This window comes from Acinetobacter sp. CFCC 10889 (genome assembly GCF_003268395.1).
Taxonomy (GTDB): Bacteria; Pseudomonadota; Gammaproteobacteria; order Pseudomonadales; family Moraxellaceae; genus Acinetobacter.
Genome location: NZ_LQXQ01000013.1, coordinates 65,332 through 77,341, shown reverse-complemented (window position 1 = coordinate 77,341; position 12,010 = coordinate 65,332). Strand labels below are relative to the sequence as shown.

Below are 12,010 nucleotides of genomic sequence, written 5' to 3'. Positions count from 1 at the left end.
TTGATGCAGATCCTTTCATAGGTTCGGAACGTTTAATTGCAAAAACACAAGCGGCTTTTACAAATACAACAATATTAATGTCTCGATTACGACCACTTTGGGAAAAAGGTAAAATTAATCAAGATCATGAAGGTATTCTAAATCTTACATTATTAGACCGCCATGGGCAAAGAGTAGAATGTGAAATTCAGGTTCCTCAGAGAGAGTTAATTGAGTGGTTAATTACTCGGATTCGTCAAGGGCTAATAGGGTTCTTTACAGCATTGAAATCTTCATTTGAGAATCATCTAAAGTATTTACCCGAAGAAATTCATATTTTATTGGCTGGTAATTCAAGTCGTTCAAGAATTGTTTTGGGACTGTTGGGATGCTTAGAAGAAGATGATGAAGGTCAAACTTTAAAAGAGTTGTTTCAACAAGATTTACTCGAAATATTTTGGGATAATATTCCAACTTTTGAAGTGCACTTGCCATTACAGACAGATGAAACAAATCCGTTTAGACCAACTACAAAGACTGGAGTTGCATTGGGGCTATTACGAGTCTCTCCTGGTGAAACACTCAAAGTGATTAATCATGCTCAAAAAAATAATGCAGATAGTCCATTCCAATTTTACATAGGAACGCATCGTAGAGGCTTATTCACTGCTGCGATTAAAATAGGTGATGATTATGAGCAGTGGCAGGAATTAGGTGCTATACGTGCAGGTGTATTTCCTTTGCTCTATACAACACAATCTCAAGCTTTGTTGGGGATTGAGCGTGGTACGTTTGGTCTGGTTGAACACGACATTGAGTTTTCTGGTGGTGAGGTAAAGGGCAAGAAGGTATTTGCTCGAATTATGACACCAGATAGCATTGAAATTGGACTTGCTGAAGCTATAGATAAAATCGATCAAGTGACACATCGTCAAATGATTCAATTGAAATAAATATTGGGCTATAGACTAACAAAATAGATTTGTTAGTCTATAACGGCTTTGTTGTAATTAAGGATTACACCTGATGATCTTTGGTTTGCCCCTGTAAAACATTGGTGACTACATGAGCAAAGTACTGACAAGCTCCAATACATTCAGCAGATGTATGTGTGGTTTGTGAACTTAATGCAGCATAACGATATAACAGAGTTAAATCGTGTTGATAACGCAGATTCAACAACGAAGTGCAACACTTTTGGAAGTAGTTGAGAAAGTTAGGATATATTACTTTTATTCTGAATAAAGTAACGAGCGGATTCTAAATTTTCTTCTGGATGACCAGTAGTGCTGAGTACAAGTGTGCGCATATTATTGTATTCAAAGTAAAAGTATAATGAGTATTGGAGTTTTTGCTTTTAAATGCAATATTATGTTTCTAACTTGTGTAATTACGAGCTTACTTATATCCATGATAAAACAGTGAATTAAGCTCGGTTTATGTTTTTCATGTCACCATTCTCAAAAATCACAGTATTTTCAGGAAAACGTAAAGCTGCAAGCCGATCTGTAAAAGGGCGTTGCTGATGGCGATCTAAATAACGTTTACCTACAGAATAATCCACGCAAAAAACATTGTGCTTTAAGCCAAACCAAGCCAAGGGTTTAATCTGTTTAAACAGTCCTTGTTTTTCAGCACTCGATTTAAAATTACGCCAATAGTGTCCAATCACCACAGGGACATCATCTGCATAATGCTCCCACCATGCCAACCGATCCAACATACGCCATTTTCCACCTGCATAAAAAGGATGCTGTGCCAAAACTTCAGCGCCTGAGGTCAAAACTTTGACTGGGTTTTGCATTTGCTCGAGTAGATCTCCTTGTGCCAAATTTTTCAGGAACGGTGGTCGGGTGCTTGGGTCTCTGAGTTGAGCTGTATAACTTTGCATTTCAAGCTCTGCATATTCCGCAATGCCTGATTGTTGAATGAACATTTCTGTATGTTGGACAAAATAATCATAAATTTCTTTTAAAGTGTCCATTTGTACAGTTTTCAGCATGTCGATGGCTTCCTGATGCCAACACGCATGCACAATCCTTAACTTTGAGGACTGCAAAACCAACGGTAAATCACTTAAAAAATTTAAAATCCACTGCTGATCATTTATAGACGCAGCCTGAGAATGAAAGGGCTTTTGATCATCTTCATGGGGCGAGCCAAAAAACCAACCATTACCTTCACGTTTGGAATCAATCAGCAAATTTAATTCATGATTACCCAAAATACATTGGGCATTGCCATATTCCATCAAGGTTTTGACCAATCGAATGACAGCAATGCTGTCAGGTCCACGATCACATAGATCACCGACAAAAATCAGTTTACGTTGTTCTGGATGGTTTCCCTGTTCATCATAGCCAAGCTGCTGCATTAAACTTTGTAATGCCTCAATTTCACCATGAATATCACCAATAATATCCAACGGTGCATCAAATAAAGTTTGAGAAAATTGATAAGTCATCATGTTCCTTTAATTTTTTAATCGCCATCCCCAAGTGGTGGCACCCAATGCAACAATTGTTCAACTTGATGTTGATATTCATCCAAATCAAATACCACTCGTCCAACATGAGCAAAAGTTTCCGTGGCAGGATGATTTGGCTTGAGTAAAATGATTTTGGGGGAACGAGCTTGTAAATTTTTTTGATCAAGCTGTGCAAATTCAGGATGATATAAACCATAACCTAACCAATATTTTACTGCATAGTCTAAAACAAGGTTATTTTCAGCAGCATATTCAGCCATCAATACTGTTTCATCATGATCAGATGCTTGCTGTAAGTGCTCAATCTGCATTTGAATATTATCTGTGGTTTGATCGACTTGAAACTGTTGAATTTCAGTCTCGCCTGTCGCAAGTCGAATGGTATTGAATATTTTCATCAGCACTCTCGATTTATTGTTCAGGGTGAATGAATATAAAACACTCTTTAATTTTTATAAAATCAATAACTTAAATAAGATCTGCAAATAGAGCAGCTTCATCTTGTTTAAATTTTTCAATGGCATGATGGAGTTGCACAAATTGTTGCTCATCCAATTTTAAATACTGTTGTGAATTTGATGGATATTTCTCCCAAATATTGGGTAGATTGATCAATTGATCTGTGTGCTTAAAAGGCAGTCGGGCAATGATGCCGAAATCTTGCGGCAGTTCAAGATAGTGCGCATCGGACTTCCAAACTTGAGTAATATCTTCCACTGTAAATTCATACAACTTTTCTAAAAAAGTCATAAAACTGAATGGAAAGTGAATATTTTTCGGTGCATTGAGAAAAAGTGGTGCAATTTGATCAACTCGATATTTGGCAAAACCACAGCCAATTTCAGTCATCATAAACTGTAAATGTGGATGCTGTTCAGCATACTTTTTGAAGTTTTCAATATAATTCTCAATAGCTTTTAGATCTAAAATCTGACCATTTTTAGCAATGGTTGGAATGCCATAAGCCTGTCCTTGACGACCTTCACCTTGACCCAATACCGCACCAAAATGATGTAAAGCAGTTTGTGCATAACCTGAATAATGTTTACCGAGTTCATGACAACCAAATACCAAAATTTGATGTTCTGAAAAACGATAATCTTTGATTTCTTGAAAATATTGATAATACATACACACCTAAATTTTTAAATAGAATGAAGTTTGTAGAAGAAGTGTTGTGATTTGAGTGCCTAAAACCAGCCTTGGTTTATATTGTAAAAATGAGTGAGATTGTTAATTGGAAAGTTTAAATTTCCATTAAATCCTAGCATGTAAAATAACAAATAAAAGTAGGTAAATTATACTTTGCGACAGTTTGTGTCGCTTTGGCGTGTGAATATATTGTGCGTAAATTTTTAAAATCGTAAATTAATGGTTGAGAGAAAACTGAATAAAAAATATGTTTGTCTATAGATAATTGAGTGATAAAAAATAATGAATCAACACGCCAATAATGATTTTAATCTAATAAATGCATGGCTTTTAGAGGCTGAATCTAATGAAAGTACTTGTATTTATCTGATACCTATTGTGCAGCAAAAGGTAGAAATTGCTGCTGTATTATTTGCTTTGCATTACCCATTTCAACAGTTTGTTATAACAGATCCAAATCTAAGTGCACCACAATTATTTTTTTGGATCATACAACCAAAAAATGTTGCAATTGAAAAGTTTAAATATCATTTGAGTAAGATTTGTCGCTTTGCACATATAGATACTTTTTGTTGCCTTTATTTTGTGAATATGCGTGTGAATATTCTAATTTTAAAATCGTTTGCTTCAATTGAAAAAATACTTCATAAAAATGAAGTTGCAACATGGTTAATTGCAAATTTTTGGACAGATTTTATTGTTGATCCTACACAGACAAAAATTCAGCAAACCGATCAACAATTTGTGATCAATGAACCAAAAACTAATTTTGCACGTTTAGCACGACAACTCAAAGGTAAAGCGGTATTAGAGGCATTGAATTTATCTTAATTTAACTTCACAGGAGGTACAGTGATTATTAAAGAAGATTTATATATTGATGATTTACATTACATTCTTCAGTTTAATCATTACAAGTTTACTTTTTATTTAATTCAACCAACACGTGCAAAACTGAATATTAATTATCGAAAAAATCCAGAACTCGCTTTGTTCCGTGATGACCCAATTTATGAAGATTTAGATTTAAAATTACCTGCATTAAAAATTTTAAGACAAGTCAGTCAGCGCATTGAGCAAATTATTTATACGTATAAAATTCAATACTGGACGTTTCATGCAACCTCTCACAAAAAAGCAGATGTGTATGAAAAATTTTTAGTACGTTGGATCGCAAAGGGTGGGTTATCTTTGCGTTATGATCGTTTAGGTGATGAATTTTTTGTCTACGCTAGAACTAATATTTTATAGAAAGATAGACGTTATATTAGTGAAGTCGTTGATATTATTTATATGTGGTGTTTTAGTTGTTACAACTAATATTCAATATATGTGCCAAATAGTTATATTTGGTAAATATATAAAATTGATAATAAATCATATATTTTGTTTTCTAAAAATTACTGTGTTTTTGATAAGGATAAAAGAGAAACCTATCAGTATCTATTTTATCAAACTTCTGTAAATCGATAACATATTTAATTTACGTAGATACTTAATTGTCATATTTTTAGACCAATTCTGATTTAAAGTTTAAAACTTAACTTTTTATTGGGTGAAGTGTCGATATCATCATATTTGTAAATAATTATTATGGGTTGAAATTTATTGGTAACTAATTGAATGTAAAAATAAATATTTCTCTATATTTATTTATGAAATAATTATATTAATTTAAAATAATCATAATTATGTTATGAAATCTTTTATAAAAATTTAATTAATATCCTTTATATTCATTTGTTTAATTTTTATTCTAATAAAAGTTGTTTTAAAAAAATCTATAACTTTATAAAAATGATTTTAATTGTTTAGATATTTTAATAAATTTGAAACCAATATGAAACAAATTTCCCTTAGTTTATTTACCTATGGTTAAAAAACAACCTAAATTTTTGAAGTGTTAATTATTTTAAGTTTTAATTTAAATAATTGAATTTAATGTAAAAATAATTATTTTGTGAGTTTCTTTATGTATTGTAGGTATCACTATGGTCAATAAGAAGAATTTAAGTTTATATCTGTTTTTTTTTACTGTGATTAATTTTACATTAATAATTCAGGTTCGGGCTGAGGGTGATTCTGAGCTTTCTTCAAATAATGTGGCACAAGCCTCTGGAAATGTTGAAGTAAATAAATTTGATATTTATGAATATCGTATCCAAGGTAATTCAGTGCTTTCTCAAGAACAAATTGAAAATACTGTTTATGCATTTTTAGGTCAAGACCGTGTTTTAGATGATGTTGATCGTGCGAGAGAAGCATTGGAAAAAGAATATCAAGATCAAGGTTATAAATCCGTTCAAGTATTAATTCCACAGCAAAGTGTAAAAGATGGTGTGGTGTTTTTACAAGTGATTGAACGTCGTGTAGGTAAACTATCTGTCCAAGGTGAAAAATATAGTTCTACTGAAAAAATTAAACAACAAGCTGCTTCATTTACAGAAGGTCAGGTTCCAAATTTTAATCAAGTTAATAAAGACTTAATCGCATTAAATAAAAATCCAGACCGACGAGTAAGTCCTGCGATTAGTGAGGGGCAACAAGCTAATACGATTGATGTCGATTTAGTTGTGGATGATGATTTACCTTTGCATGGTTCGCTTGAATTAAATAATAGGCGCAGTTTTGGTACAACCGAATTTCGTACTTCTGCCAACATTTCATATAGTGATTTGTGGCAACGTGGTCATGTTGCAAGTTTAAGTTATCAGTTTGCACCGAAAAATCTAGACGATTCTCAGGTGATTTATGCCTCCTATTTAGCTCCTATTGAAAATACGCGCTATAGCGTGATGGCAAATGTCATTCGTTCCGATAGTAATGTTTCGACTTTAGGAGGGATTGAGACTTTAGGTAAAGGGAATATTTTGGGTATTCGTGGTATTGCAAATTTACGTTCTAAAGAAAATTTTAGCGATAATTTATCATTCGGTATAGATCGCAAAGACTTTAAACAAAATATTGGATTTGCTGGGAAAGCTGGAGCAGAAGATCAAAAAACCCCTCTTTTATATTATCCAATTTCTTTAAATTACACGGCTTTATGGCGTGCAACACAAAATACAACACAGGCAGATCTTGGTTTTGTGTTCGCTTCACGCCAACTTGGTGATGACATAAAAGAATTTCAAAACAGTCGTATGGATGCAAGTGGGCAAAACCTTGCCTTACGTTTTGGTCTTTCAAATATCTATGATTTTAAAAATGGTATGCAACTGCTTTCTAATTTAAAAGGTCAAATCACAGACCAACCTTTGATTTCATATGAACAATTTAGCATCGGTGGTGCAGATTCAGTTCGAGGCTATTACGAAGCTGAAGTGGTGGGTGATTATGGTGTTTCAGCAGGCGTAGACCTAAAAAGCCCAGTTTTATTTCGATCTTTCTTAAAAAATACATTTGTCGATGATTTAAATCTGTACGGATTTTTAAATGCTGGTTCTGTGCATACAAAAAGAGCGCTGAAAGGCGTAGATCGTTCTACAACGATTTCAAGTACAGGCTTGGGCTTAAGTTTTCGTGTTTTTGATTATGTAGATGGAAATGTTGAATGGGCTTTACCACTACAAGATGGACTCAACACTCGAGAGGGTGACGATCGCGTTTTATTTCAAATTAAATCATCATTCTAAAAGGTTTTTCAATTATGTATTCATGTAGTGGCTTTCCTAAAATATTAAAACAAAAGCTTTCAATAAAATGGTTTTTATTGCTAAGTTTTTATTTACTTGGTTCTACGCAAGCGATGGCGTGGTGGAATAATGAATGGGCTTATCGTAAGCCATTGGTCTTGGACACCAGTAATATTAAAAATACAGGTGAATTAGACAGTGTCCCTGTACTTATTCGCTTACATGAAGGCGTATTTAATTTTAAAGATGCGCAAGCCAGTGGCACTGATTTACGTTTTATCAGTGCTGATGATAAAACGCCTTTGAAATTTCATATTGAAAAATATGATGCTGCATCAAATCTTGGCTTTGTTTGGGTGAATGTACCAAAGCTTAAACTGAATAATAAAACCAGTATTTGGATGTATTACGGTAATGCTAAAGCGCCTAAAGGAGATACGCCAAGTGCAACGTATGATGGTAATCAATCCCTTGTTTATCATTTTAATGAAATAGCCACGCCTGTATCTGATACAACAAGTTATGCCAATAATTCAACATCTACAGTTGAAACTGATAGTGGAATTATTGGGAATAGTGCCAAATTTACAGGCACTAATGTTGTGATTGTACCTGCTTCAGCTTCTTTGGCACTTACACCAGAATCAAAATTAACATGGTCTGTTTGGATAAAACCGACAACAGCAGGATCAACAGCGGTACTTTATTCACGTCGTGAAAATGATCAGGCTTTTGTGGTGGGTTTAAATCAAGGAGCACCTTATTTACAAGTCAGTAATAGTGCGGGTGCAAATCAAACTACTACAGCAGTTAGTCCATTGGCAGGTACGGACTGGCACCAGATCTCAGTGAGTGCTACAGAAAATAAAATTAACTTATTGGTTGATGGGCAGATCGTGGCAAGTTTGGCAACGACATTACCGACATTATCTGGTGTTGCTGTATTAGGTGCTGATATGGTGGTTGGTGCAAGTGCTGAGGAAATATCAGCAAACCCTCAAAATGCGTTTATAGGCAGTTTAGATGAACTTTCAATATCTAAACAAGCACACAGTTCCGATTTTATTCAAGCACAAGTATTGAATCAAAATATTGGCAATAGTTTAGTTGCTTATGGTGAAGATGAACAAACTTCAACATGGCAAACAGGTTTCATGGGCATCATTTTAGGTGCATTGACGATTGATGGTTGGATCGTGATTGTGATTTGTAGCATCATGGCAATTATGAGCTGGATTGTAATGTGGCGCAAAGCAGTATTAATTAAAAGAATATTAAAAGCCAATGAAGCATTTCAAAACTTATATCACGATGTGAATGGTGATTTTGCTGTATTAGAAAGTGTTGCAACAGGACAGAGCACAGCGATACAACTTTCAGAACAAAGTAAAGCACTCGTAAAAAAATCACCGCTTTATCACTTATTCCATTTAGGTGAAAAAGAGCTCGAAAAACGTGTTGAATCTGAAAATTTTAAAAATAATGAACAGCTTAGTCCTCAGTCTATAGAAGCAATTCGTGCCAAGTTAGAAGCACAACTCACCAAAGAAAATTTAGGTTTAAACCGTCATTTAGTTTTACTCACTATCGCAATCAGTGGTGGACCTTTCCTTGGATTGTTAGGAACAGTCATGGGCGTAATGATCACTTTCGCAGCAATTGCTTCTTCGGGTGATGTCAATATCAATGCCATTGCACCGGGTGTTGCAGGCGCTTTAGCAGCAACTGTTGCGGGTCTATTGGTCGCAATCCCTGCATTATTTGGCTACAACTTTTTAATTACACGTATTAAAGATGCCACCTCACAAATGTATAGCTTTCTCAGCGTGATCGTGACACGTATGGCAGAAAACTATGCAAATCCAAGCAAATTATTACCTAGAAATGAGAGGGAGTAGTCATGCAATTACAAAGTGAAGATAAAGCTTATGACGATATTAACGTCACACCAATGTTGGACTTGGCTTATGTATTGTTGATTGTTTTTATCATCATGACAACGGCAACTGTACAAGGTGTCAAGGTGAATTTGCCTAAAGCGAGCGATACGCCGAGCTTAGCAAAACCGAAAACAGTGGCAATTACGATTACAGATAGTGGCAAAATTTTTATTGATGCTATTCCTGTAACTTTAGATGAGCTTGAAACAAGGTTAAAGACTTTACAAGCTGAAAATCCAGAACTGCCTGTGGTAGTCAGAGGGGATGGTGCAACACAGTATGACAATGTTGTGGCTGTATTAGCACTGTTAGGAAAACTAAACATCACGCAGTTGGGTCTTGTGACACAGCGATTGGTGCAATAGACGGGCGATTCATTAGGCGAATGTCATGAAACTAGATATACGCAAATTGTGGAAATACCGTTGGGTAATAGGTGGATTCATTCTATTGCTTGTGCTTGGTAGTGTGATTTATTGGTGGATGACATCGACCAGTGCAGTGAAACGTAAGATTGTACCTGAAGCAATTCAGATTCAAATTATTCAACCGCCTCCACCACCGCCACCTCCCCCACCGCCACCCAAGGAAGAGCCTCCTCCTCCTGAAGAGCAACCTCCTGAGGAAAAAACCATTGAACCACCGAAAGAGGAATTGCCACAGGATCAACCGAAAGAACCAACACCAGATCAACAAGATTCCCCCAAACCTGCAGGACCTTTGGCATTAGATGCGGAGGGCACTGGACCATCTGATGGCTTTAATTTAGGAGGGAAACCTGGTGGCTCAACATCATTAGGAGGTAGTGGGGGTAGTGGTGGTTTAGGTGCAGGATCAAATGGTGGTGGAAATAATTTAGGTTGGTATACCGCAATGTTGCAAAACCATTTCCGTAGTGTACTGCAGAAAGAACGTAAGTTACTGAGAACACGTTACAACTTAGGTGCAAAGGTTTGGTGGGATGCGGATGGAAAAATGACAAGAGTAGAGCTAATTGGTTCTACAGGAAATCCTGAAATGGATGAGATTTTACAAGAGACCATTTTAAATGGACCTAAACCGAAACAAGCAGCACCAAATGGGATTCAGCCACCTGTGGAAATCAAGGTGAGATCTTCTTAAGTATATAAATATGATGAAAAATTGTGGAGCTATAATGATTAAATTAAGTAAAAAGTCAAAGTTGAGTACATGGATAAAATGTTCTTTTTCGGTCTGTATTTTTGCTATACCGATGGTTGCTATAGCGGAAGATCAATCATCTGTTGCATCTGAAACCGAAAATCTAGCAGCAGTTGAAGATGCACCATTACCTGTCGAAAAAGCATCAACTGCATTGACAACACCTGAGCGTGAAGTACGTGTGATTTATTTACCAGAAAGTGAACGCAAACGTATTCGAGACGAGATTAAGCAAGAAGTTCTTGCAACAGCAAAAAAAGAGAATTGGGCACAACCATCTGCATTACCTGATTGGATTAATAGGATCAAATTATATGGTGATATTCGTGTGCGTGGAGAGGGCAATTATTATGATGAAAGCAATTCAAAGCAATTCATCAATTTTAATGCCATTAACAATGGTGCACCATACGATACCCGTGTAAATAGTGGACAATTACCAGCAATTTTAAATACAACAGAAGACCGCCATCGTTTACGTTTACGTGCACGTTTGGGGTTAACGGCAGATGTATCAGAAACTTTAAAAGCAGATTTTCGTTTGACGACAGGTGGATTTACCAATCCAGTAAGTAGCAATGACACACTAGGAAATAATTTCAATCGTTACAATATCGGATTTGATCGTGCGTATTTGACGTATCAACCCATTGAAAATTTATCGCTTTATGCAGGACGCATGGAAAATCCTTGGTATAGCAGTGATTTACTTTGGGATGATGATTTAGGTTTTGATGGTTTTGCTGGGAAATATCAGTTTGAATTAACGGATACGTTCCGTCCATTTATTACAGCAGGTGCATTGAGTGTACAAAATACGTCTGTAGATTTACCAACTTATTCATTAGATAAACAGTCAAGTGATGATAAATGGTTATTTGCAGGTCAAATTGGTGCAGATTGGAAAATTCAAGAAGATCTTAATGCCAAGCTCGGTTTAGGATATTTCCATTATTATAATGTTGTCGGAAATTTATCAGATCCATGTCCAGCATATACAACACAGATTAGCTGTAATACTGACAATACTCGCCCAGGTTTTATGCAGCAAGGTAATACTTTGTTTGCACTTCGCCAACTTGATATTTCAAATGATCCAACAGGTCCACAATACCAATATTTTGGTTTAGCTACACCTTATGAAATTTTAAATTTAAACACACAGCTAGACTTTACTTTAGCTGAGGACCGTCATGTTTTATTTAACTTGGATTATGTGAAAAATCTTGGTTTTGATGAAGGACGTATTAAAAAGTTAGGACCAGTGACGAACTCAAGTAAAGGTTACTTTGATGGTGGTGATGAAGGTTATCAAGTCAAAGCTATGTTTGGGCATCCAAAACCTACAGAAATTGGTCAGTGGAATATTGGTGCTGGCTATCGTTACTTAGAAAGTGATGCTGTACTAGATGCATTTACGGACAGTGATTTTCATTTAGGTGGAACAAATGCCAAAGGGTTCTTTGTGTCTGGAAATTATGGTTTTAGTAAAAATGCATGGTTAGGTATGCGTTATTTAAGTGCAGATACGATTACTGGTGAGCCCTATAAAGTTGATGTTTTACAACTAGATTTAAATGCACGTTTCTAAGAAAAACAAAAAATAAGATCAATATTTAACAGGAATGTTGATC

General features: G+C 35.4%; 12 protein-coding genes. 8 read left to right on the top strand and 4 right to left on the bottom strand.

All coding sequences use genetic code 11. The features are described 5' to 3' along the window. Positions 1 to 77: 77 nt before the first annotated feature. Complete coding sequence (locus AVJ19_RS06780; RefSeq protein ID WP_111859006.1) at positions 78 to 932, top strand: hypothetical protein; 855 nt, start codon at positions 78 to 80, stop codon at positions 930 to 932. A 64-nt stretch (positions 933 to 996) separates the two neighbouring features. Here AVJ19_RS06780 and AVJ19_RS06775 read toward each other — a convergent pair whose 3' ends face one another. The 4 genes from AVJ19_RS06775 to AVJ19_RS06760 all read right to left on the bottom strand — a co-directional run bounded on the left by AVJ19_RS06775 (position 997) and on the right by AVJ19_RS06760 (position 3,598). Next, positions 997 to 1,158, bottom strand: a complete 162-nt coding sequence (locus tag AVJ19_RS06775) for an ADP-ribosylglycohydrolase family protein (RefSeq protein WP_162626554.1) — start codon at positions 1,156 to 1,158, stop codon at positions 997 to 999. A gap of 247 nt (positions 1,159 to 1,405) precedes the next feature. Next, positions 1,406 to 2,443: a metallophosphoesterase gene (locus AVJ19_RS06770; protein WP_111859004.1), complete on the bottom strand. Its 1,038-nt coding sequence runs from the start codon at positions 2,441 to 2,443 to the stop codon at positions 1,406 to 1,408. 17 nt (positions 2,444 to 2,460) lie between these two features. Further along, a complete protein-coding gene (locus AVJ19_RS06765) occupies positions 2,461 to 2,865 on the bottom strand; it encodes a hypothetical protein (protein ID WP_111859003.1) in 405 nt (134 codons plus the stop codon). A gap of 70 nt (positions 2,866 to 2,935) precedes the next feature. Then, on the bottom strand, positions 2,936 to 3,598 hold the full coding sequence (locus tag AVJ19_RS06760; protein WP_111859002.1) for a hypothetical protein: 663 nt from the start codon (positions 3,596 to 3,598) through the stop codon (positions 2,936 to 2,938). A 303-nt stretch (positions 3,599 to 3,901) separates the two neighbouring features. Here AVJ19_RS06760 and AVJ19_RS06755 point away from each other — a divergent pair, with 303 nt between their 5' ends. The 7 genes from AVJ19_RS06755 (at position 3,902) to AVJ19_RS06725 (ending at position 11,967) form a co-directional block, all read left to right on the top strand. Beyond that, a complete protein-coding gene (locus AVJ19_RS06755) occupies positions 3,902 to 4,450 on the top strand; it encodes a hypothetical protein (RefSeq protein WP_111859001.1) in 549 nt (182 codons plus the stop codon). Between the two features lie 21 nt (positions 4,451 to 4,471). Beyond that, positions 4,472 to 4,870 (top strand): hypothetical protein, encoded by a 399-nt coding sequence (locus AVJ19_RS06750; RefSeq protein ID WP_111859000.1) that lies wholly within the window; start codon positions 4,472 to 4,474, stop codon positions 4,868 to 4,870. A gap of 740 nt (positions 4,871 to 5,610) precedes the next feature. Next, the gene (locus AVJ19_RS06745) at positions 5,611 to 7,254 is read left to right on the top strand and encodes a ShlB/FhaC/HecB family hemolysin secretion/activation protein (protein WP_111858999.1); all 1,644 of its coding nucleotides are present in this window, start codon (positions 5,611 to 5,613) and stop codon (positions 7,252 to 7,254) included. Between the two features lie 14 nt (positions 7,255 to 7,268). Beyond that, entirely contained in the window at positions 7,269 to 9,152 is a 1,884-nt protein-coding gene (locus AVJ19_RS06740; protein WP_111858998.1) for a DUF2341 domain-containing protein, read from the top strand. Positions 9,153 to 9,154: 2 nt separating this feature from the next. Beyond that, positions 9,155 to 9,559 carry an ExbD/TolR family protein gene (locus AVJ19_RS06735; protein WP_111858997.1) on the top strand — a complete coding sequence of 135 codons (405 nt, stop codon included), beginning with the start codon at positions 9,155 to 9,157 and terminating at the stop codon, positions 9,557 to 9,559. Between the two features lie 25 nt (positions 9,560 to 9,584). Further along, positions 9,585 to 10,316: an energy transducer TonB family protein gene (locus AVJ19_RS21995; protein ID WP_162626553.1), complete on the top strand. Its 732-nt coding sequence runs from the start codon at positions 9,585 to 9,587 to the stop codon at positions 10,314 to 10,316. Positions 10,317 to 10,350: 34 nt separating this feature from the next. Continuing rightward, a complete protein-coding gene (locus AVJ19_RS06725; protein ID WP_162626552.1) occupies positions 10,351 to 11,967 on the top strand; it encodes a putative porin in 1,617 nt (538 codons plus the stop codon). The last annotated feature ends 43 nt before the right edge of the window (positions 11,968 to 12,010 follow it).